The sequence below is a fragment of the Laspinema olomoucense D3b genome (assembly GCF_025370785.1).
GTDB classification, from domain to species: Bacteria; Cyanobacteriota; Cyanobacteriia; order Cyanobacteriales; family Laspinemataceae; genus Laspinema; species Laspinema olomoucense.
Window position 1 is genome coordinate 139,140 of the sequence record NZ_JAMXFA010000012.1, and the last position, 24,297, is coordinate 163,436.

Consider the following 24,297-nt stretch of genomic DNA (forward strand, 5'->3'; position numbering starts at 1 on the left):
CTATCCTGAACTATCCCCGATGCTTTCCTCTAAGGATTCTAAATAAGTGACAATTTCCTGGACATAAAGCGGATAAAATTCTAAAGTATCTTGAATCGATCTAAAAACGAGACGACTATCAATTTTGAGATAGTGATGAGCTAATACGTTGCGAAAGCCGCCGGATCTGGCGAGGTTTTCGGCTAATTTTACGGAAATTACCCCGCTGTTACCCATTTGTAAAAACGTTTCTTCATTTTTGAGGCTGTCGGGCGATTGTCCGGATTTTAAAATATGTCGGTTGATGTCAATCGCAGCCTGAATCAGGATTTCCAAAATTCTCTCTGCCAATAATTGATGACGAACATTTGCCAAATATTCACTGAGTTCCATACTTTTAAAATCTCGGAGTATTTCCAGATATTCAGAAATCAAGCGAATTCGGCTACTGACTACGACTGGCTCGATAGAACTCATGCTCTCCACCTCTTCAAAAACTGATGAACTGTTGTTAAATTCTCATGATGTATTTTTTGAAGGTCGGATTTGTTAAGTAAGGCTCGATTGCAAAACTGCTCAAACTCTCCTGCCTCCCGCTCATATACTAGCTTTCCATCCCGAGCCACAAAATGAGAGATCAGCGCCCCAGCTCGATTGAGTTCGACGATATCTAGTTTATCGGTATAAATCCCCAATAATTCACTGAGAAAATTAGAAACCTCAAGGGTTGAATCAAAATTGTCATTTAGTCTGTCTTTTGTCAATTTAGCATCATATAAAACAGCCAAATCCCAGTCACTCTGGGTGTTAAAATCTCCTCTAGCTCTTGACCCAAATAAAATCAGCAGTTTGAGTTCAGGAATCTTGCTGTGCAGTTGTGGAGCAACGGTTGAGAGTTTGGTGAGGGGAGGTTCATTCATAGTTATTAATACTATTTAGATTTGAATTGATGAATTTTCTATGATTCTACAATTAAAGCGTCTAAAACTAACCCCCCTTTGCTTTTGAACCCGGGGATTAGGGGATGCAAACATCTCTCAGAGGGGTGGAGGCAGCAAGAAGGGTCTTCTGGGGCGATCGCCTTAATCCACCTCAAGGGTCTCCCAGGCAGAAGATTTGCCACCCGAGGCCCCGTGACCTGAATATCCGATGAGTTCACGGGGACCTGAAACCGGGTTTCGGGCTTAAATTAGTGCAAGATCGGCCCAGATTTTTTCCCGAACCCCGGTTTCTAACCGTTACAGGACCGATGTTTAAGGAATTGCACCCTCACCCCTGTAGCCGTGGGGTGCTTGTGTTGATTTCGTGAAACCGGCACTTGCCAAAATTGACTCCTTGCTGCTAATCAATGAAAGCAGAGATAAAATTAAGTTTTGTAACGTAAGGAGTAAAAATGTACATCGTACAGATTGCCTCGGAATGCGCCCCCGTGATTAAAGCGGGCGGATTGGGGGACGTGGTTTATGGTTTAAGCCGAGAATTGGAGAATCGGGGCCATACGGTGGAACTGATTCTGCCCAAATATGATTGTATGCGCTATGACCATATTTGGGGCCTTCATGATGCCTATAAGGACTTGTTCGTGCCTTGGTATGGGGGGGCGGTTCACTGTTCGGTCTATTGTGGATGGGTCCACGGGCGGGTTTGCTTCTTTATTGAACCCCACTGCGAGGATAATTTCTTTAACCGGGGTTGTTACTACGGTTGTAGTGATGATAATATGCGCTTTGCGTTCTTTAGCAAAGCAGCTTTAGAGTTTCTCCTCAGAAGTAATAAGCGACCCGATATCATTCATTGTCATGACTGGCAAACGGGTTTAGTTCCGGTTCTGTTGTACGAAATCTACAAGTATAATGGGATGTGGAATCAGCGGGTTTGTTACACGATTCATAACTTTAAACATCAAGGGATGGCAGGTTCAGAGGTACTTAGAGCAACGGGTCTGAATCAAGATGCCTATTACTTCCAATACGATCGCCTCCGAGATAATTTCAATCCCTTTGCTATAAACCTCATGAAAGGCGGCATCGTTTATTCCAATGCGGTGACGACGGTTTCCCCTCACCATGCTTGGGAAGCCCATTACACGGAGGTGGGTTCCGGATTGGGTCATACCTTACATTTACATCAGGATAAGTTTACCGGGGTTCTGAATGGGATTGACTATGATTTCTGGAATCCGGAAATAGACCGCTACATTCCCTGTCATTACAGTATTGATGATTTTGAAGGCAAGCAGCAAGCGAAAAAAGCCCTGCGATCGCATTTATTGCTGCAAGATGAAGATAAGCCAATTGTCGCCTATATTGGACGACTTGACCAACAAAAAGGTGTACATCTCGTTCACCACGCCATGTACTATGCCCTGAGTAAAGGCGCGCAGTTTGTCCTTCTGGGTTCAGCAACGGAACCGGCCATTAATGACCATTTCTGGCATGAGAAACAGTTCTTAAATGATAACCCCGACTGTCATTTGGAGTTGGGCTTTAATGAAGAGTTATCCCATTTAATCTATGCCGGGTCAGATATGATTCTGGTTCCCAGTAATTATGAACCCTGTGGGTTAACGCAAATGATTGGATTGAAATATGGCACGGTTCCCATTGTGCGCGGGGTTGGGGGATTAGTGAATACGGTCTTTGACCGCGATTATGACCAGAATAAGCCCCCGGCAAAACGGAATGGCTATGTGTTTTATGAAACGGATAATGATGCGGTGGAGTCAGCCCTGGGTCGGGCGATCGATTTATGGTATGAGTTTCCGAAAGAGTTTCAACAATTAGCGATTCAGGGTATGGAATATGATTACTCCTGGAATTATCCTGGGAAAAATTATGTAGAGATCTACGAATCCATCCGGCATACATAATCCGGGTAAATTAGGCAAAGTAAAGGACGCGCCACCAACCGCTTATACCGATATCGAGGCCAGTAGAACTTGATGTTTTATGGCCCGATATCGGTATTTTTTTAAAGTGTTAGGCTTTTCTTAAAACCTGCCTTCAAATTCAAAGAGGGCGCGATTGTTATTATCAAAATCGGTGGAACCGCGTAATATTATTTGGTCGTTGATGCGGTAGCGAATACTGAATTGAGTGGGACTGTCATCAATTAAGATGCGTTCAAGGGAAGCGGATAAGTTGCGGGTGATATCCACTCCAGCTTCTACTTCCAAGGCAAAGCGATCGCCGCTGCGTTCATCAACTAAGGCGGGTCCGACGCGAAATTCACTGAGTCCTAATGCATCGCCGATCGCATCTTGGACGTCTCCCAGGAGGGTTGTTCCAGCAATATTAGCGAGGGCTAAGGTGGGATTTCCTTGTCCAAAGGTATTGATAAATCCACCGCCGATTAATCCCACAATTTCTTGTTCGGTTCTTCCCGGTTCGCTGGTGAGTTCTAAGTTGTCGTTTAACTGCGATGCCAACCCATCAACCCGGGCTAATACGCGCACGCTTCTGACTCTACCCACGTTGGTATCGATCGCCTCATTGACTTCAGAGGATGAGGCGACGTTGACTAAATTTCCCCGGACTTCTGGGACAGTTGCCATTAATCGGACATCGATATAGGGATCTAAGGTTCCGTTAAAGATGGCAACATTATCATACCCCCGCATTAACCTAAATTGGGTCGTAAATAAGTTAATTTCTCCCCGTTCTAAAGTAATAGTTCCCCGAGGACGTAAGTCTTCTAAATATCCATTAATGGTTAAATCCCCTACGACTAAAAAGCTCAACAGGGGAGGGCTTTCAACTTGTAAATTTTTACCCAAAACGACTCGCAACTCATTAAATTCAAAGCCCGGTTCTGCCTCGGTTTCCGTTGTAGTTGTCCCTGTGGTAGTTGTCCCTGTGGTTGCAGTTGCTTGCGATTCTTCGTTAGGGAGTAGCACTTGTCCATTAGAGAGGACAATTTCACCGCCAATTTGGGGTTCTAAGGCGGTCCCTGTAATCAGAACTTTACCCTGAACTCCCCCTTGATATAATTCTTCAAAATTGACGCTGAGTTCCTTTAAAGAAACCGTCAGGGGATTGTTAGCAACTTGGGTATCAATGCCACTCAGGGGAACGGATATGGGCAGGATTCCGGCGGCAACAATAGTGCCGTTGCTGAAGACGCCTTGAATACCTTCTACAATGATGCGATCGGTCTCAAATCGGGCGGTTCCGGTAACATTGGTAAGGGGTTCGGGTAAGGCTGCGGAGTTAATAGTAGCCTTTTCAAGAATGGCTTCACCCTGGGCCACCAAATCTTCTATTTCACCTGTTTCTACGTTAAGATTTCCCAGGGCTTGGAAGCTCACTCGGCCTATTCCATCCACCCACTCTACCTGTTGTTCTGACAGAATATTCACCAGGGTTAATCCTTCATTCTGGATATCCACATCGAGACTAATCTCGTTATTCCCGGGCCCCGGGGGGATGGGGACACTGGCGTTGATTTGGAAGGTTTCCGGGGCGATGCTGCTGAAATTGAGTCGGGAATTACTAAAGCTAAATCCACCCTGGACGGAAGGAATATCTTCCCCATTAATTGTCCCATCGATTAAGGAAACTTCTCCGATCGCCTGGGGATTTTCCACAGTTCCGGCTAGGTTGGCTCGCACATTAATTAATCCATCAACCTCCAAGTTAGGAGGAAGTTCTACAAAATCCTGAATCAAATAAGCCGGTAACTGTTCAACCCGCAACTGCCCGGACTGGGTTTCTCCTCCCAGGGTACCCGTAAAGGCGATCGTGCTGCCTTCGGCTTCGATTCGCAAGGGCAAGAAAGTGACCGCACCTTCAGCAACATTTCCCCGGATTCGGACTCGATTAATATCTAACGTGCGACCCTCCTGACGGACGACTTCTCCCCGGAGAATTGCCGGATAGGGAGTTTGGGTAAACCAAGTTAAATTTTCTCCTTGGATATCAAACCCGCCCTCAACTCCCGTTTCTACAGAACCGGCGAACGTAATTTCACCGCCGAGAGTGCCTCGGATATCCACTCGTTCCGGGATGCCTGGAGCTTGCTGTTCCCGGGCATTGATTTGCACAAGCTGACTAATCTCCGAAAAGCGCCGCAGTTGGGCAATCAGGGAGGTGTCGGCGACTCCCACATCTAAGGGTTGAACCGTTTCCGGAGTGGCATATTCGGGGGGTTTCAATCCCCGTTGTAAGTCAGCGACAGTAAAGATTTGCAGGGTTTGGAGGATATCCTCGGCTTGACCCCGGGCAATCTCGATTCGCCCTTCAAAATTCGGGTCCTCATCCAAGACAGCCTTCGCTTGGATTAAATATTCACTCTGTCCAAACCGTACCGCCCCACCATTTAAGACACCGACGCCATCGGCAAAGGAAATCTCACCAACGATTTCGTTAAACTGGATCAGTCCAATGCGGGGTTTGCGGATTTCCAGTTGTGCAGCCGCTGCCTGGGTGTCTAAATTAAATTGACCCTGGGTGAAGAGTAAACCCGCCACGGGTCCTTGTTCTGGAGGAACAAAGGCGTTGAGAATAGCCAAGGGAAATTGTGAGATTTCAAAATTGAGGAGATTGCCGTTATCAATTGTACCTTCTGCTATGGCTTCTCCAGCTTTCACTAAAAAAGATTCCGGGAAAAAGTTTTCATCCAAAGCGACAGAAATGGCATCCTGAGTTCCCTCGATCGCGATTTGTACCCCATCAGAATTGACCCGAATCGGTCCGGTTAAGACGGGTTCAAATTCTAAGGTAGCCAGGGCAAATTGGTCTAGTCGCACATCCCCAATAACATTGATATCAAAAGGTAAGGGTTGGGGAGACTGGGGCGCAGTTCCGGTAATTTGTCCAGCAAAATTCACCATTCCAGCAACAAAGGGCGGCAGGGGTTCCCCGGTTGCGGTTTGCGCCGGGAGACTGGCAACGGGTAGGGGTAATCCCGCTAGATTAAAGTCAGTGACATCTAGGTTAAAGTCAAATCCGGTGACTTGTGGCGCTGCGATTCCTGCGACATCCACGAACACTGTACCCCGGGCGGTTAATCCCGGGGCCGAGATTTGGGAGACTTCTAAACGTTCCCCAGTCCATTGGAAGGCGCTGGTTAGGGGGGAAATGCTGGCGGCAAAGGGGGATAAGGGGGAGTTAGGGGTGAGGGAGTCTAAAACAAGTTCCGCCTGTCCTGTGGCGCGAATATCGGCCAGTTCAAAAGAATCAGCGGTTCCTGAGAGGCTGATGCTGCCGCTGGAGAGGGATAGCGGTTCTTGCAAGTCTGGGGCCAAGGCATTGAGAGGCAGTTCCGATGCCTGTAAGACGGCGTTCCAGGTGCCGCCATCTAACCCAAAGGTACTGGTGACGGTTCCCCCTGCGACCCGTAATTGGGCATCTCCGGATACATCCAGATTCTGGGGTTGTAATTGCTGGATATTACCATCAATGCGGAAGTCGGCATTAGCGAGTTCGACCAAAACGGGTAAGTCTGGGGCGAGTTGGTTGACTTGGATGCCGGAGGAGTTGACAAAAGCGCTCACATTGCCGTTGTTTAAAGTTGCATCTGCCTGAATTCGACCGTTAGCAATGGCGAGTTGTGCTTCGGCAGTGGCGTTAATTCCGGCAGGGGTGAAGGCGGTGATACTTCCGGCTAATCCGACCCGACTATCGGAGATTTGCAGGTTGGGGTTGAGATTGGGGGCAAATTGATTTAATCCGAAGTCATCGGCGAGGAGGGTCGCTTGGAATTGTCCATTTCGCAGGAATCCTTCTCCGGTGACGGCGGCATTGGAGACGAGTAACTGGAATTGGGTTGTAGCATCGAGGTTGAGGGGGTTGAAGTTGGCGAGGTTGGCGCGGATGGTGGTTTCGGCAGAGGCGATCGCCACGGGAATAGACAACTGCGGCGCAAACTGATTCCCATCGATGCCGGTGGCATTAATCACTGTTGTGAGTTGCCCATTGCGGACGGTACCCGTTCCTGTGAGATTCCCATTGGCAACGGCGAGTTGTAAGTCTGCCCGGGCGTCAATACCTTGGAGTTCCAACGCATTAAGCTGGCCCGATGCCGCCAATCGACCGTCCCCAATCCGTAAGTTTTGGGGTACATTTTGGGCCAATTGACTGCCCTGAATGTTTCTTGTGGTCACTAAAGCGTCAAATTGTCCATTGCGGATTGTAGCTGTTGCCACGCCTCGGGCATCGGCTAGATCCAGATTAGCATTTAAAGTGAGATTCAAAGCCCGGGGGTCTAAGGTGGCGATATTCCCGGAAACGGCCAAATTGCCCTGATTCACGACAACGGGGACGGGTAACGAGACAAAGGGGTTAACAGCAATGCGATCGCCTGTCACAGTTCCTTGAAACTGTCCTTGATTTAAACGCCCCTCCCCTTTCAGACTGCCTCCCGGGGTTTCTAGTCTCACTTGGGCTGTAGCATTTACCGTCTCTGGACCAACATTGGCTAGGTTCCCCCGGGCTATCACTTGACCCCCTTGGAGTTGTATCCCCGCTAGGTTAGGCGCAAGTTGTGCTAAGGCTAATCCTGCCCCACTCACCATCGCCTCAAATTGGCCGCGATTCACCGTGGAACGGGCGGTCACTGTCCCGCCCAACAGTTGCACCTCACCTTGTAAGTTAGCATTAATCTCTTCCGGGGCAAAACTCCCAAACCGTCCCCTTGCCGTTATTCTTCCTCGTCCCAGGGTCATGGGAATTCCGGCATCAGTCGGCCTAGAACCGGGGACAACTGACAAAGGACTACTCACAATTGACCCTTGAAAATTGCCGTTTTGCAGTCTAGCGTCGGCCACAGCGGTCCCGTTGGCGAGATTAAATCGGATCTCCGTGGTGGCGTTGAGGGTAGCGGGAGTGAGGTTGGCTAAATTTCCAGCAATATTAACTCGACCTTGGGCTAATTGGACCGGCAGGGGTAATACATTGGGGAAAAGGCGATCGAGTTGCAGGTTATCGGCAGTGAGAGTTCCTTGGAGGTTGCCTCGGCGGATGGTGGCCTTGGCATTCAGGGGAGCACCGGCAATATTGAGGTTAAATTGACCCGTCGCATTCACACCGTTGAGTTCCACACGGTCCAAGGTTCCCGTCACCGTCCCTTGACCATTGGCAACATTGACAGGACCGGGTAAGTTAGGCCCGAGGAAGGGTTCTAAGGGAACATTGGCGGCATTAAAGCTGGCATCAAATGCCCCATTCACCAATCGCCCATCCACCGTCACGGGTGCATCCCCAACCCGTAGGGCGATTTGCGTTGTGGCTAAAATATCCTCGGGATTTAAACTAGGTTCGACTCCGGATAAGTCGGCAGAGAGGTTCACGCGCCCCGTTGTGAGAACTACCGGCAGGGTTTCCGGTTGGGGAAGGAAAGGCGCTAAGGGGATTTCTGAGGCATTGAGAGTCGCGATTAATTGACCATTGCTGAGTTGACTGTTGGCGGTGAGGGGATTTCCCGCAACTGTGAGTTGCACTTGACTGGTAGCAGCGATCGCCCTTAACGCGACATTCTCCAAATTCCCAGATAGATTCACCCGTCCTTGGGCGATCGCCACCTGGACTGGCAGGAGTTTGGGGGCCAGGTCATCCACCGCGAATCCTGTCGTAGTGGCAATTACCTGAAATTCTCCATTATTTAATCCCGCATCCGCATTCACCCTCCCCCCGGGAGTCTGTAATTCAGCATTGGCGGTTGCCTGGAGATTGTTCGGGTCCAAAGTTCCGTCCAAAGTGCCACCAAGGGTGAGATTAGCCGTAGGTAGGGTAGTTGGAACTGCCAAATTAGGGATAAATGTTCCTAAATTCACCTGGGAAGCGTTGACATTCGCCTCCCATTGGCCGTTATTCACTGTGGCATCAGCAGTGAGGGTTTCCACCCCAGGACTCTCCACTGAGGACCGGGCGATCACCGCCAGTTCATTGGCATCGAGGTCAAGGTTGCCGGATGCTTGAATCCGGGCGGTTAAAATCGCCGGGGTTGCAGGAGTGGCAGTGGGTTCCGGTGTTCCCAGTTGAGTGAGGTTCACTCCTTGGGCGTTGACAAAGGCACGCCATCGGTCATCGGTTAAACTACCATTGGCCGTCACAGTGCCTCCAGCAACTTGAAACCGGGCATTAGGAACAACAACCGTATCAGAGAGGACAATAATTTCCCCTTGACCGGGATAAGTCCCTTGGGGTAACGCCCATTGAATCAACGTGGTGGGACTTTGTGCGGATCCGGTAATTTTAGCCGTGGCATTGGCAGAACCGAGGACAATGGGGAGGGGGGAGTTGAGGTAGGGTCGGGCGATCGCATCGGCGGGGATATTTCGCGCTTCAATTTCCAAAGCGATCGCCTGCATCGGTTCTAGGGGGACAATACCCTTCCCGGTAATTTGTCCTCCTGCTACAGGTTGGGCCAGAAATTCGTTAACGGTGAGGGTACTTTGTTCCACGGCGATCGTCACATTCGCCCTTAGCAACCCCAACAGAACTTTATCCACGGCGATCGGTTGCGTATTCTCCACGGCAGCAGTCACAATCGGCGCTTCCAACCGTCCCGTGAGTTGCATTTCCCCCGCCAATTCTCCCACAATATCTAAGGGGACTTCTAGTTTCAAGGAATTAATAAAATCCTCGGTACTTACGGGCAAAATTTGAATTCCTAAATTGTATTCTCCTTCTCCTGCCGTATCGATCGCCCCTTGGGCCTTAGCGGGAATGGTTCCATAAAAAGCACTGGTATTTTCAAATCCCACCTTTAAGTCAGAAAAGCGTAATACACCCCGTCCTTGAGTAAGGTTTTGGGGTAATCCAATTAACTGGGCATTAATATCCCAAAAACTGGCAACTCCTTGCCATCCAAATAACTCTTCATTACTCAGATGAATGGTCAAATTAGCATTTAATCGGCCTTGATAGGCCACCAAGGGTAAATTGGGAATTAACGGAATGACATCCGGGGCATTTAGATTATTTCCCTGAATTCGCAACTGGGTTTCGGTGCTTTCCAGTTGGGTTTCTCCACTCACCACCAAAGTGGGATCTGGACCGCGTTCCCCTTGAGTATCTAGCCGGGGATTTGCCCGGACTTGGTAAGAGACCCGAGTTTGGTCATCCAAAAACTTAGCATCCCCTTCCACATTTTCGATCGCCAGAGGACGAGGCGGGGGTACCTTATCCAAATTTTCAATTTCTGCCCGCAGTTGCGCAGAAGGCACCAACACCAAAAATCCCGACTCGAAGCGAATTGCCTGTACCTCAATCTTGATCGGACCGGGTTCCTCATCACTGGGATGAAGGGTGGTTTCTAACCATACTCCCTCCCGATTTTGTTCCAGATAAATATCGGGTGCAACCAGGGTGATATCTAACGCCAGGGTGCGACTATGTAAGAACTTCCAGAGATTAAATGACACCTCTACCTTTTCAATCGTGGCCCGGTCGGGATCCGTGGAAGTGGGGGGAACACTGGATTTCCCGAGGTTAATGGTAGAGAGGGAGAACCCCTGAACCGGACCCACCGCAACCGGGCGCTTGATTAGCTTCGTGAGTTCTTCGCTAACCAGGGGGGAAAGTTGATTCATCACGAAATACCACCCATAGACAGCACCTGCGGCACCCCCAACGAGGAAAATTGCACCAACAGTGAGGCTGGCCTTTTTGAGCAGTGGCCCCCAGGCATGGGAGTGAGTCCGAGGATCCGGTTTAGGTTGGGGAGAGTTGGGGGAATGGGTCATCTGGTGATATCAACAGCGCTTAATCTACATACACTACGAGACTTGAAGGTTTCGCCGGAATGAAATGCATAAAACCCAAATCCCCCAATTTTAACGGAAGACTTGATCAGGAAAGTGGTGATTGCTATCCCAAGGAGTCAGACCCAGGAGGCTTGAGACTCATGGGATGTAGCTTTAGACTGGGTAAAGACTCGGTTTGATTCAAGGAAAGACTGGGAGGAGCGATTTTTTACTTTAATTTAACGGATTTCATCTGCCGTCTACCTAGAGGATAGTCCCTGGACAGATCGCGCTCGCCCCTCCTTAAAGATAAACTACTCAAAGTTTAGAAATATTGTTTGAGCTTATGCGAGTATTCGTGTTACTCTTTAATCCCCGCACGGAGAATGAAGGGATCCATACACTACGGATTGGCGATCGCAACACGATCCTGATGTTTGAGTCGGAAGATGACGCCACCCGTTATGCCCTGTTATTGGAGGCCCAGGATTTTGCGAGTCCCACTCCTGAAGCCCTGGACTCGGAGGAGATTGAGGAATTTTGCCGGGATGCGGGGTATGACTCCAAACTGATCCATGAAGGGGAATTAGCCATTCCCCCAGAAACGAATCTGGAAGAACTGGAGTGGCAACCGGAGGGCCCGGACACCGAGGATGATCTGCCCTCATCAGAACTCGATCGCATTCGTCGGCAGTTGGAAGGATTGCTCTAAATCAGTGCTTTTCCCGTTCAGGTTTAGGTTTTTTACCTTCAGGGTGCTTCTCCGGTCCCCTCCCCTTAGCAAGGGGAGGGTTAGGGTGGGGTCCCTCTTTGGCAATCTCCACTTGCGCGTCACTCAAAGGAGACAATCACGCCTGTATGGAGGTTGGCCCAACCTCATTTCTACGCGCAAGCGCGATCGGGCGTGTGCGTGGACCCTCCACCGCCCATTCTGAGTAAGGCGCGATCGCACCTTACCGCCAACACCCCACCCTAACCCTCCCCTTAGTAAGGGGAGGGGATCGGAAGTAAAAAACTACTCTTGTAATGGGGAAGAACGGAACAGAGGGTTTATTTTAGGTTCCCTCGACCCACCACCCCGGACCCAGGAACCCCTTGGCACAGCCGGAATTGCTCATCAAAAATTCTTAATTATTCATTCATCCCTCAATCATGACAAATTTGGAGGAACGGGGACATCTACTCACAGAGCAGGTGAATCCCAGTAGCGCAAATCTCGACCGACTCAGTTCCCTGGAATTGGTGGACCTGTTTAATCAGGAGGATGCCAAAACCTTAGCGGCGATCGCCAGCGCCCGGACTCAACTCGCCCAAGCGATCGACCTCGCCGCCGACAAACTCCGCCAAGGCGGACGCCTCTTTTATATTGGGGCCGGGACCAGTGGCCGTCTCGGAGTCCTGGATGCAGCGGAATGTCCCCCCACCTTCTGTACTCCCCCGGAAATGGTCCAGGGGATCATCGCCGGGGGTGCCGGGGCTTTAATCCGCAGTTCTGAGGACCTGGAAGACCGTGCCGAAGATGGAGAAGATGCCGTAGTCCGACGCCACCTCACGGACTTAGATGTACTCGTGGGCATTACCGCCGGGGGAACCACTCCCTATGTCCAAGGGGCGTTACAAGCGGCCCGTCGTCGGGGGGCGAGCACAGTTTTTATCGCCTGTGTTCCGGCAGAACAGGTAGAAGTGCCGGTGGATATCGATATTCGCCTGCTCGTGGGACCAGAAATTTTAGCCGGGTCCACGCGGTTAAAAGCGGGAACCGTGACCAAAATGGCCTTAAATATCCTCTCAACGGGAGTGATGGTCAAGTTGGGAAAGGTCTATGGTAACCGCATGGTGGATGTTTCGGTCACCAATAAAAAGCTACAAGACCGGGCTTTGAGAATTCTGGAAGATTTGACGGGATTAAGTCGCCAAGAGGCTGGGTTTCTGTTAGAAAAAAGCGGGCGATCGGTCAAACTGGCCTTAATCATGCATTGGACTCATCTCAACAAAGAGGAGGCTCATCAGTTGCTAGAAGCTCATAATGGACAACTGCGACAGGCTGTAGATAGTCTGAACCAGACTACTCCTTAACCTCCTCAAAATTTTCACCTTCATCCCCCTCCAAACTGCTCACATTGAACCTGAATTATTAATTGAGAACCCATGACAGATAGCTCGCCTGAAATGTCCAAGCCCAATACAGAAGCGGCTTTATCCCCCCAAGAATCCGAAGATTTAATCCGATTATTGCGTCGTAAAGAAGGAAACTGGGTCGGCTGGGGAACCGCCTGCCAACGCTTACAAAAAGCCGGGTATAATTCCCAACAAATTTTTGAAGAAACCGGCTTTGAGCAAATTCAACAAAATCAAATTGTGGTTGGTTCTCAAGTTTATAACTCCATCATCGCTGCTGGAGTATCTGAAGAGACGCAGGCGCACTTTAACCGCAAAGGCAGCGATATCCTCTATGAACTCCGCATCCTCAGTCAAGAAGAGCGCGCCAAAGCTGCCGAGTTTATTGTGGGTAAAAACCTGGATATTGACGAGACTCACGAACTCGTTAAAGCGATGAAAGATTTATCCCGACTCGCCAAAATTCCGGAAGCTTTTTCCACCCATCCCGGGGATGCCGTCGCCTATCAATGTTGGAAACTCGCCCGCCAAAAATCCGATTTACAAGAGCGATCGCGCTTAATTGCCCGAGGATTATCTTTCGCCCATAGTACCACCGCCCGTAAACAAGTCGAACAACTGCTGACGGATTTTACCGTCACCTCAACTCGACCCGCGCCCACCCTCTCGGTTTACCGTTTAGAATCCGCTGAAGAACTACCTAAAATCCTCCCGGTTGTCGGCAGAATGCCTCTCACTGTGGAAGATTTACAAGCAGTTCCTTTAATCGAACCTGAAGAACCCTTTGGCATCGTCAAATCCTCGGGAAATGCCGCCTGGGTTCCCGTCCCCAGTTGGCAAGTTCTCTTACTCGCTGAAGATCCGGTGACGATTCTTTGGCATAGCGACGATTTACCGATTAACCTACCGGGGAAAGCGGAAGAAGTCCTCGTTTTAGTCGATCGCGCTGCCCGTCAATGGGACCCAAACGGCTACTTCTTATTGGAAGAAAATAGCTTACTCAAAATGCAGTGGTTTGAACAAGAACCGCAGATTAAAATTCTCGGTAAAGTGTTGTTAGTGCTGCGTCCTAAGAAATTCTTAGATGAAGATTTCACTAAGGAAATGTGGCAAATGGATGAGTAATTTTTAAGAGAAAAAGCCCGCACCCTCAAGGGTGGGGCTATAGGAACAAAGCCCGCCTGCGCGGGCTAATTTTACTCTTCCCCACACCGATAAAGTTGATAGGGAATTCCTAATCGATAATACTGACTGGGGTCGAGATTACAGAGGCGATCGCCTAACATCAGTTGAGGAGGATATTCCCGCTGACGCAAACCCGGAGCCACGATCCATAAATTAACAGCAGAAGGCGGTAATCCCGAAACAGAATTCAGATTTTCCCAGACGGACTGATAACTAGGCGATCGCGTCATAAATGCCCAACCCGTCTCGGGTAAATTCCGGGTCCTAATTTTATCCAATTCTAGGGCAAAACTCAACCCCAAAGCTACCTCTTGCATATTCTCATATCCCACCACCACCACTAAAGGAACAGTCGGTTCTAAATTTAGCTGCCGCGCTACCCCGGCTGGATCATAAGACTTTTGAAATACCCAATTTGATACCACAAAAACACTACTAATCAGCCCCACAATTAGAAAACTGGGAATTAAATATAACTTTCCCTTCTCCCGGAGTTTACCAATCAAACCCTTAACCGGCGCAGAATTGTTTTTTTCTTTGATAACTACCGGATTCATCGTCAAACTCGCGCCCAATAAGGCACAAATTACCGGATAATAGATAAAGTGATAGCGCACTGCGGAAGTAATATCTTTGCCCAACCCATAAACAAGAATCAAATATTCTAATAAAATAACCACCGTAAAAACCAGTAAAGTTAAACCCGATAACCGGGTACTTTGGCTTGTTAAAACGGCTTTAAGTCGAGGAACAATAGAAAGCAAAAAATACCCCCAACAGAGCAGCATCAAAATCACCGAAAGAATAACAATCCAAAGCGGTTGATTTTCCACCGGGAATGCTACTATCATGACCAACCAACCGGCTAAGGTTTGAAAAATGGGGGTTACACTATCCACCCATGAAGGTTCAAAGGGTTTAAACCAATCGGTTTCGGGACGGCTAAAATGGTTGTGCAGAGTGGGTAACCAAGGGAAATACAATAACAAAGGTAGCCAACTATACCCCCCCAAACTGAGCCAAGTTACCATTCTTTTAGGCGGTGCCGAGGAGGATTCTTGCTGTAATCCCAGCCTTTCAGGATGCAGGTATTGTCCCAAACTTAACGCAAAAATTGTAAATAATTCAGCGACCCAAGCTAATAGGAAAAAATAGTGGCTGTACAATCCTAGGGTGTTAAAAATTACCCAAGTGATTCCCACCCAAGGGCGAACTTTTCCCCGATGAAGTAAATCTTTTTGAATCTGAATCAATCCGCTGAGGGATAAAATAACTAACAGCATCGGTAGGGTATAATGGCGTGCTTCCTGAGACAGGTAAACCGCAAAAGGAGAGACTGCGATCGCTGCTGCACCCATTAGTCCAGCTTGCCGAGAAAAAGCTATCCGATTTAAGCCATACATGGCAGCGATCGCACCCACGCCAAACAGTGCCGAGAGCGATCGGGCTTGCCATATCCAGGCCCCCTCATTTCCCTTCAACCACTCATGGGTTAAGCAAAAAAACAGCGGGGGGTGAGTCGATTCCCTTGCCACTGTTTCTGCAATTTGTCCACAACTGGCGCTTGAATTTAACTGAAAAATATCGACAAATTGTGCTAAAGGAAAAACTGCATCTAAGGGAATATTGTCATGATTTCGCCCAAAACTAAATAATCCGGTGAGAATTTCATCTAACCAGATGGGTTTGGCCTCTAATTGGGCAAACCGCAGGACAGTACCCAGAATGAGGATACCCGCTAAACTCAAATAAGGTCGATACCTGTGCATTTGTCAGCCAGTTGTAGATTCATCCAGTTCTGACCCCTATTTTAGTCCTACTTGTCAATTAATTTAGGTTTTCCGATAAACTCAGCGATTTCTGTTACTAACCAGTCTTGCTCCATTTTACTAAGCCGGGAACCAAAGCAGTAAGTCGCCACCCCGCCCATTTGTAAGGCACAGGTGAAGGCAGGGCGCTCTTTGACATTAACATTAGTTCGAGAGACTTCTACCCGACAGATATCTTTAATATTTCGGTCAATTTTGTGTCTAATTCCTAGAAAATACCAAGTTCTGGTAAATTTATTTTTAGTAAATTCTAAGTGAGTGGAAGCAAAAACATTCCAAATAAAAATAATTATAGAGCTAAATATAAACAATAAAAATAATATAATTTTTATTGTGATCATAAAAAAATTTTCTTTCAAATCCTCAAAAATTCCCATTGTGATAATAAAAAACGTTGGTAAAAATATTATGTAAAAAATAAATAAAAATATATGTTGATATTCTAGACCCTGCCCAGGAATAGATATTTTAATCCTACTCTGATCTTTCTGCAAAACAACCCGACTCCCGGCAGGTTGCAAATTACTGGGCGATCGCGGCGCAATTCGTTCCCGTTTTCCCTCCAATTCTGCTAAAGCTTCAGCAGCCGATGTGAATCTATCTTCGATGACGGGTTCTAACAGGTTTTCCAACCAATCGGCAAACTCTGGGGTGAGGTTGACATAGGGACGAAAATCAATTTTCATCCGTTTTTCGGGAAAATCTGCCGGGTCTTTATGGGTTAATAAAAACAACAATGTAGCACCCAACCCATATAAATCGGTGGGCGGTTTAGCTTGTCCCCGAAACTGTTCCGGGGCCATATAACCATAAGTCCCGACGATGGTACTGCCGTTGGTGATGGTATGGCGATAGGTATCTTGAACTGCACCGAAATCGACTAAAAATACCTTGCCATCGGACTGACGAATAATATTTTGGGGTTTAAGATCTCGATGGACAACGGGAGGGGTGAGTTGATGCAAATACACCAGAATATCTAAGAGTTGTTTGGCAATCTCTCTCACCTCCAATTCAGTGGGACGCCATCCGCTGGCTACCCAGTCTTGCAACGATTGACCCGGGGCAATTTCTTGGACGATGTAAAAGCGGCGATCGCCCTCTAGATCCAGTTGAAAATAGTCCAGATATTTGGGAATCCCTGAATGCTCCAGTTGCGCCAAAACCTTGCCTTCCCGTTCAAAGAGTTCGAGGGCTTTCCAGTCTTTCAACCGCCGCAGGGATAAGACTTTAATCGCGACTTGTTGGCTGATATTCAAGTCCTCGGCAGCATAAGTCGTGGCAATTCCGCCCTCTCCTAAAAGGTTAAGAATGTGATAGCGTTCCTTGATTAGGTCTCCAGGTTGGTGCATGAGTTTTTGCCTATTTTCTTTATCGGCTGTTTTCTAAAGCCAGAGCGAATCGAGTTGATGCCTCTCCTAGACAGGGATTAGGAAGAGAGGCGGTCAGTGCAGCGATCGCCCCGACTTTTTACTTCTCTACCTCTAGCTATTATGATTAATCCTGGACTCGTTTGGTTTAGATTGCTTGATTCTGTTATACCCTAAAAATGCTACCCCGGCTCCTAACAGGATAAATGGACTAAAGGCCAGCAAATACAGGGTGAATTTGAGCAGCCCAACGGTCACATCCCCTACCGCTTCCGAGGCATTTTCCCAGGTTTTTTGCAGTTCTTTACCCAAAGATTTTTGAGGAACTTCTGCTGCGGAAATTGGAGACTCTAGGGTTAAATAAAGAGTGGAATAAGCGACTTTGTTCCGTAAATTGGCTTGAACCGCGTCGATGCGTTCAATTTGTTCACGAATGGTACTGAGCTCTCGGGCGGCATTGAGGACATCTCCCACGGAACCGGACCGTTCCATGATTTTTAATATCATTTCTTCTTGTTTGCGGAGATTTTTTAACCGCGCATCGTTATCAATCAATTGTGCTGAAACATCTTCAGCGGTAATGGAACGATTGATGACGGTGCCGAGTTCGGCGATCGCATTAATGGTATTTTCTAACTGTTGCTGAGGGACGCGCAACTGCATCGAAACCACATGGCGCGTATTTTGCGATCGCGGTTTATTGTCTTCAAACTGCAACAAATCCCCTTGTTTTTGCTTAACAATCTGGTTAATCGCTGGAATTTGCTCCTCGATCGCCTCTACTTCCATTGTCATTGAGGCAGTTTTAATCAATTGCGGTGCTGCTTGGGGAATCTCTCCTGACCCTTGTGCAACTTCCGCAACCATCCCCTGAGAACGCCCTACTTCATTGGCAACCGCATCGGATGGAGGCATCGGTGCTGCTGCTGGGACCATACCTTGCTGGGCGACGAGGGACTCGTTCCTTGCCTCTTGTGAAGTCGGAACGGCACTACAACTGGCGATCGCACCCATCAAAATCAACATCGGCAGTAAAATCGGGGTTTGAGACCCAATTCGCCTATCTAACCCCAATTTTATAGAGTAGCCCGCGCAGGCGGGCTTTGTCCGTATAGCCCCATCCTTCAGGGTGTGGGTTGTTGTGGGGCCACAGTTCTCAGAAGCAGTGGCGATCGCGCGGGGATAAGATTTCATCGGAGTTCTCCTGGGATAGGGAAAGAGTCAAATTAAGGTCCGTTGCCGGTTAGTCCTAACCTAACCTTACGATTTGGGAAGTGGAGAATCTGCTACAAAAATTGAAACGGAGGCGATCGCCCGCCAGAAACGATACACTCATAATGACCGCCCGTTTTCGTCCTTGTCCCCGGTTTAACCTCACGATGTCGAAAGATTTTGATAACAACTTGCCTGGATCGGTTGCCGAACCTTTGACGCCTTTCGCTCAAAAGCGCCAGGAGGCAGAACAACGCATTCGCGATGGATTACGACCTGGACAACAGCAAATGGCGGATTGGCTGGGCGGTCCCTTGGCGGTATCTGCGGTCCCGGGTGCAGGAAAATCCAAGGGAATGGCAGATGCAGCAGCATTGGCGATCGCTCGTTTTAAACTGCATTATCTTAACCATCTGGTTGTCGTCACCTTCACCCGTTCTGCTGCGGCGAATTTAAAATTAAAAATTCGCGCCGCATTGCGACAACTGGCAATGCCACAAATCGGATTTACGGTCAATACGTTACATGGATTAGCACTGGCGATCGCCTCCCGTCATCCCGAATTATCCGGTTTGGACCTGGAACAAATGACATTAGTCACCCCCACCCAAAGTAACCGCCTGATCATCCAAAGTGTAGAACGCTGGATTGCAGCTAATCCCCAGCGGTATCAAATTTTAATAGAAGGTTGTCAATTTGATGGCGAGGAAACGGAACGCTTGCGCCGTCAGTCTGTATTACGCACGGATGTACTGCCGCAACTCGCACAAACTGCTATTCACGAAGCCAAATCTTCTGGATTATTACCCAAAGATTTATGGCAAATCGCGATGGAATCCGAGGGACAAATTCCCGATGATCAGTATGGTATTTTAGCGATCGCTGCTGGATTATATGAACAGTACGAGACCTTGATGCGATCGCGGATGTTTATCGATTATGATGACATGATTCTCTCCGCCTTGCGCGTCCTGGAAAATCAGAGTGCCTGTTATTTGTGGCAAAAACAAGTCTTTGCCGTATTTGAAGACGAAGCGCAAGATTCTTCCCCCTTGCAAACCCAATTATTAGAAATTTTGGCCCGAAAGTGCGACGATCCCGATGCACCGCCCAATTTAATTCGCGTCGGTGACCCCAATCAAGCCATTAATTCTACTTTTACTCCCGCAGACCCGATCTATTTTCGCCGCTTTTGTGAAGCTTGCGATCGCGAAAATCTCCTGGCGACAATGGATCGCGCCGGACGCAGTACCCGAATTATTATCAATGCCGCCAATTTTGTCTTAAGTTGGGTGAATCGTCATTATGCACAGCAGCATCACATCACACCCGAGATAGAATCCAGTCGCCCTTCGGCTAAATTGCCCTTTCGCTTGCAAAATATTCGGACCGTGGAAACCGGCGACCCCCAACCCGATGCGAATCCGCCTCACACCGGAGGAGGATTGGAAATGTACCAACCTCGGGATATTTATCACAGCATCGAACTGATTGCGCGGAGGGCGGTGCAGTTATTTAGTGAGACAACTGAGGAGCGATCGGCAGCTATTTTAGTCCGAGAAAACCGCCAAGGGCGATTTATCCAGGAAGTGATGAGCAATCCCAAACTGTATGGAATCGAATGTGAGTTAAATAAATATGGGATAGAAGTCTTTGATGTATCCGCCAGCGATCGGCGGTCTCAAGTTCCCGCAGAAATGCTGGCATTGCTGCAATTCCTCGATCGCCCCCATTCCCCCGACTATTTAAAAACCGTTTTGCGCGTCTTAGTCGATCGCAACTTAATCCCCTCCCAAGACTTAAACGCCCTCACTAGCTTACCCGAACAATTTCTCTACCCCGGTCCATTAGAACCACCTCAACCCCCATCGGTACTACAAGCCAGACGATTCTGTGCCAGCTTGCTCACCTCAAGGATCGAACTCCCCTTGTATCAACTGATTTCCTTCCTCGCCTTAGCCTTACATTATGACGCCTCCGAACTCGCCACCGCCGACAAATTAGGCGATCGCTTGGCGCAACAAACCGCCGGAAATCCCTCCATGAGCGGCATTCTCACCGTCCTCAACGAAATTGTCACCTCAGAACGCTTTGAACCCGTTGATACAGAAGATAACGCCGAGAAAATTTATACTCGCCCGAGACAACTCACCATTGTCACCATGCACAAAGCCAAAGGACTGGATTGGGATTATGTCTTCATCCCCTTCCTTCATGAAAACATGATTCCTGGCAAATTTTGGGTTCCCCCTCCGGCACAATTCCTCGGGGAATACACCCTATCCGAAGTCGCCCGCGCCCAAATTCGCGCACACCTCCACCACCAAAGCGCACCCCAATCCTGGGAAAACGAACCCTTCCAGTTCCCCTCCATCGCCGATTCTTGGAAACAAGCCGAAAACCTCAAAATTGCCGAAGAATACCGCTTACTCTATGTTGCCATGACTCGCGCCAAACGATTGTTATGGATTTCTGCCGCCAAACAAGCCCCCTTTACCTGGAGTAAACCCGCCAATTTACAAGACATCCCCCCCTGTCCCGTTTTGCCTGCCTTAATGGAAGCCTACCCTGATGAAGTGGTGGAGTTATCGGATATATAGTAGATCTCTTACCGCAGCAATTCTAAGGGTTGGAATAAGCAAGACCCTACTTTCCTAAAGCTACAATCTAGCTTTTAATGGATTCAGTCTTAGACCAACTCAGGAAATAAAGCAGAACTCCGAATATCATATTCTTGTTCTAGGCGATTTTTTGCCAGTTTATAATAATCAGGATTAATTTCAGCACTGTAACAGCGACGGCCTTTACGCATCGAAGCGATGGCTGCTGAACATAAGCCCCCAAAAGGCTCCCAGACTACATCATTAGAATCACTAGAAGCTAAGATAATTCTCTCAATTAAACGCAGTGGCTTTTGATTCGCATGAATGCATCTAGCTTGTTTATCCTTAAGCCGTTCTGCCCCTCGAACTGCGGGTTCTGACCAAACATTGGTCACCCCATGAAAATGATTCCACTTGGCGCGCATTCGTGACCATTGGTCGGCGGTAACCGGCGACTTTCCATCGAGTGAGAAATAGGGCCAGTTTGTTGGTTTACCATACTGATTTGCATAACTAACCAGACAAGCCATCATTTCTGGGGGGGGGAAATACCACAGCCGATCTTGAGTAAAATATTTACGAGTAGCAGCATTTTTCACACCACACGCCTCGTTTGTTTTATTCAGAGGCAGGCCAGATCTGAGCCACTCATACCGTAACCACTGCTGCATCGGTAAGCGATCGCCATTCCCAGTGGGTAATTCCACATTACGAACATAATGGACACAAACTTCAGTCACAATTGGAAACCGTCGAATCGTCTTGCTATTAACATTTCCGGCAATATGAGCAACCCCTTTATCCCAAATATTGACTGAGCGATATTGCCAGCCATTTTTTTCTAAGAGAGGGTGTATGGTGGCCCAACCCATTTCACTGCACCAAAACCATAAAGTTGTTTCGGGCAAACAATAGTCAGACCAGGCTTCTATGTGGCGATCGTACCAGTGTGGCAAATCGGTTGGAGTCGGTGGATCACCGGGGAAAAGCCCCAACCCATAAGCCCCATCCGACACAATCACCGTAGGGGCTTGCCAAAATTGATACCGGGTTGCCACATCAGCATTCTCGATCTGGACGCCACCGATGGCAGTGCTTGGGATAAGAGTCAAATCTTGCATTTTTTTATTCATTCTTGCTGGGTCGTCTCTAATTTAAAGGTTTTTATTCTTGATTAGTTTTATTTTTGCATTAATTGAATTTTAAAAAATAGTCGATTTTGGACTATTCTAAAATCGACTATATCATTTTCTTTGAGGTCAGGTGAAATGGAAAAGTCAATTTTTACGCAAGAATATTTGCTATTTCTCGGCCAGCTTCGCAGGGCGAGAAAAGCCGCAGGGATGACGCAAGAACAAGTTGCCGGACGGTTAAGACAAACCCAGTCGTTTGTTAGTAAATGTGAACGAGGTGAAAGACGAATTGATGTCATTGAATTGCGGGCATATTGTCGGGCGATCGGGATTTCTTTTATAGAATTCATTGAACAAGTAGAATCAACCATTGAAACTCAGGAAAATTAGTGGACTACCACCAAGCGCTTGAAATAGCAACGCTGGCCTTACTTGAATTGAAGGGCCATAAAATCGATGTAATAACGATATCGAAGCCCAGTGATCTGCAAGGCGCGATAGAACTGTCGAAAATTGTTAGTAAATTATCTCCGATAATCGGCAATTTCATAGAATATGCACTCATTCGACATTTGAATGAAATCCAAGTTTGGCCGGATGGCTGTCGATGGATTAGACAAGACCCTGGCTTCCCTGATGCAATCTTGAGCGGAATTCCTAATATTGTACCCGGAATCGAAGTTAAAACCTGGTTTCCCATCTCAACGGAAATAACGGCTCGATTTCGCGATAGTCAAACAACTTTCCAGGCTAATCAGATAAAAGTCGTCCTTGTCTGTTGGATGCTGGAGGAAGTTTTAGCTGGTAAACCTAAAATTATTGATATTTGGATTGGAGATGCCCTCGATGTGGCAAAAGCTCGCGATAATCACTATCATAATCCACCTTACTATGTTGTGATGGAACCAGAAGATACAAGCAACCGGACTCGGAACCTCCAGCAAACGAACTGTAATGGCTTAGTATTTCAAGGAACAGAGATGCAATTAGCTCAAGCGATCGCCTTAGTTAATTCCTGGGGAATACACTCCAGAGAGTATCGGAGCGATCGGGATTATCAAATCCGCTTGCGAGAGCTTACTGGCCGTTTTCCCTACCGTCTCGATACTAATTTTGCTAAACTTGACAGAATTGGTTTGTCTAGTTTGGAAATCTTTAAAACCAAGGTCCTGAAATCTTTGTATGCTGGGAACCGTATCGAATCCTGGATTAGGGCAATTAAATTATCCAATTTCACGGCCTTACAAGCGCTCATAGATCCGTCGGCAGCTAGTCCCCTTGACTAGCTGCCTCATTGGCTGATTCCTAACTCATTTCTGAATTGGTTTTGTGGGAAAGATATCTCTGGTTGATGTTATGAACGGTGAAATAGCCTCAGAATTAGCACACTTACAGAATATCCCAATTCAACCTCTCATCATCGAGTTGGATGAGGATATTGCGCTCACAGATTCCCGCTTGTGGAGGTCCTGGGACGATTTCGTGAACCAGGAAAGCGGGTTAGGGGAGTAGGTTGTACTCATTAGGGGGGAAGTTCTGGGTTTGTGTGTTGCGATCGCCTCTCCAATCATCCCGGAAACCGAAGGTCCTCCGCTTGGGGGATGGCGTTGAGTATCGCCCTTCCAGTCCATTCTGTCCCGCTTTGACGTATGATTAAAATCTGAAATCCTTCGTTATCATGACTGGCGAAATAAGACTATGGATATTTTGACTGTGGGTTGGGCTGCTTTTTTAGGTGTTTTTACTTTTTCCATCACGATGGTAGTTTGGGGCCGCAACGGTTTCTAGGCGAGTTCCCTCTCCCCTAGTCTCCAAGGAGGTAATCACAACCCTCCCCTGATTAAAATGAAGCAAAGCTGACTTGTTATCCAGTAAGTCAGCTTTGCTTCATTTTTTTGTCGGTTAAATTTTGCCAAGGAGTCCAAACATGACGGGAAAGCGGATTTTAATGTTAGTGGGCGATTATGTGGAAGATTATGAAGTGATGGTCCCTTTTCAAGCGCTACAAATGGTGGGCCATATTGTTCATGCCGTCTGTCCCGATAAGACTGCTGGGGAAACGGTTCGGACTGCGATTCACGATTTTGAAGGGGACCAAACCTATAGCGGGCTTGCTGAAAAGAAGCAAAAAGCTTACCGTACAAGGGTTGTAGGAGTATTGCTCGAACACAAAAGACAGGAAAA

16 protein-coding genes are annotated in these 24,297 nt (G+C 48.0%); 9 read left to right on the plus strand and 7 right to left on the minus strand.

Going from position 1 to position 24,297, the window contains the following annotated elements; genetic code table 11:
* Both hepT and mntA read right to left on the minus strand, forming a co-directional pair.
* A complete protein-coding gene (gene hepT / locus NG792_RS11205) occupies positions 1-456 on the minus strand; it encodes a type VII toxin-antitoxin system HepT family RNase toxin (protein WP_261235492.1) in 456 nt (151 codons plus the stop codon).
* The gene (gene mntA / locus NG792_RS11210) at positions 453-899 is read right to left on the minus strand and encodes a type VII toxin-antitoxin system MntA family adenylyltransferase antitoxin (protein WP_261235493.1); all 447 of its coding nucleotides are present in this window, start codon (positions 897-899) and stop codon (positions 453-455) included. Before mntA ends, hepT begins: the two co-directional genes overlap by 4 nt.
* A gap of 473 nt (positions 900-1,372) precedes the next feature.
* Between mntA and glgA the strand changes: the two genes are divergently transcribed.
* A complete protein-coding gene (gene glgA / locus NG792_RS11215; RefSeq protein ID WP_261235494.1) occupies positions 1,373-2,848 on the plus strand; it encodes a glycogen synthase GlgA in 1,476 nt (491 codons plus the stop codon).
* Positions 2,849-2,968: 120 nt separating this feature from the next.
* On the opposite strand, the gene NG792_RS11220 is transcribed toward glgA, so the two are convergent.
* A complete protein-coding gene (locus tag NG792_RS11220; protein WP_261235495.1) occupies positions 2,969-10,663 on the minus strand; it encodes a translocation/assembly module TamB domain-containing protein in 7,695 nt (2,564 codons plus the stop codon).
* Between the two features lie 346 nt (positions 10,664-11,009).
* On the opposite strand from NG792_RS11220, the gene NG792_RS11225 reads away from it, so the two are divergent.
* From NG792_RS11225 to NG792_RS11235, 3 genes are all read left to right on the plus strand, one after another.
* Entirely contained in the window at positions 11,010-11,375 is a 366-nt protein-coding gene (locus NG792_RS11225; RefSeq protein WP_261235496.1) for a DUF3110 domain-containing protein, read from the plus strand.
* A 440-nt stretch (positions 11,376-11,815) separates the two neighbouring features.
* Positions 11,816-12,739 (plus strand): N-acetylmuramic acid 6-phosphate etherase, encoded by a 924-nt coding sequence (gene murQ, locus NG792_RS11230; protein ID WP_261198244.1) that lies wholly within the window; start codon positions 11,816-11,818, stop codon positions 12,737-12,739.
* Between the two features lie 72 nt (positions 12,740-12,811).
* Positions 12,812-13,906: a RuBisCO accumulation factor 1 gene (locus NG792_RS11235; RefSeq protein ID WP_261198245.1), complete on the plus strand. Its 1,095-nt coding sequence runs from the start codon at positions 12,812-12,814 to the stop codon at positions 13,904-13,906.
* A gap of 71 nt (positions 13,907-13,977) precedes the next feature.
* Here NG792_RS11235 and NG792_RS11240 read toward each other — a convergent pair whose 3' ends face one another.
* From NG792_RS11240 to NG792_RS11250, 3 genes are all read right to left on the minus strand, one after another.
* On the minus strand, positions 13,978-15,735 hold the full coding sequence (locus tag NG792_RS11240) for a glycosyltransferase family 39 protein (protein ID WP_261235497.1): 1,758 nt from the start codon (positions 15,733-15,735) through the stop codon (positions 13,978-13,980).
* A 47-nt stretch (positions 15,736-15,782) separates the two neighbouring features.
* Entirely contained in the window at positions 15,783-17,147 is a 1,365-nt protein-coding gene (locus NG792_RS11245; protein WP_261198247.1) for a serine/threonine protein kinase, read from the minus strand.
* Positions 17,148-17,279: 132 nt separating this feature from the next.
* Entirely contained in the window at positions 17,280-18,359 is a 1,080-nt protein-coding gene (locus tag NG792_RS11250; RefSeq protein WP_261235498.1) for a DUF4349 domain-containing protein, read from the minus strand.
* Positions 18,360-18,502: 143 nt separating this feature from the next.
* Between NG792_RS11250 and NG792_RS11255 the strand changes: the two genes are divergently transcribed.
* Positions 18,503-20,977 (plus strand): ATP-dependent helicase, encoded by a 2,475-nt coding sequence (locus tag NG792_RS11255; RefSeq protein WP_261235499.1) that lies wholly within the window; start codon positions 18,503-18,505, stop codon positions 20,975-20,977.
* Between the two features lie 89 nt (positions 20,978-21,066).
* On the opposite strand, the gene NG792_RS11260 is transcribed toward NG792_RS11255, so the two are convergent.
* Positions 21,067-22,113, minus strand: coding sequence for a DNA methyltransferase (locus NG792_RS11260; RefSeq protein ID WP_261235500.1), 1,047 nt, complete (start codon positions 22,111-22,113; stop codon positions 21,067-21,069).
* Between the two features lie 135 nt (positions 22,114-22,248).
* On the opposite strand from NG792_RS11260, the gene NG792_RS11265 reads away from it, so the two are divergent.
* The 4 genes from NG792_RS11265 to NG792_RS11280 form a co-directional block, all read left to right on the plus strand.
* Positions 22,249-22,503, plus strand: coding sequence for a helix-turn-helix domain-containing protein (locus tag NG792_RS11265; RefSeq protein WP_261235501.1), 255 nt, complete (start codon positions 22,249-22,251; stop codon positions 22,501-22,503).
* Positions 22,503-23,399: a hypothetical protein gene (locus NG792_RS11270; RefSeq protein WP_261235502.1), complete on the plus strand. Its 897-nt coding sequence runs from the start codon at positions 22,503-22,505 to the stop codon at positions 23,397-23,399. Before NG792_RS11265 ends, NG792_RS11270 begins: the two co-directional genes overlap by 1 nt.
* A 412-nt stretch (positions 23,400-23,811) precedes the next feature.
* A complete protein-coding gene (gene petN / locus NG792_RS11275; RefSeq protein ID WP_261235503.1) occupies positions 23,812-23,901 on the plus strand; it encodes a cytochrome b6-f complex subunit PetN in 90 nt (29 codons plus the stop codon).
* A gap of 139 nt (positions 23,902-24,040) precedes the next feature.
* The coding region (locus NG792_RS11280; protein WP_261235504.1) for a DJ-1/PfpI family protein at positions 24,041-24,297 on the plus strand (257 nt) is incomplete at its 3' end.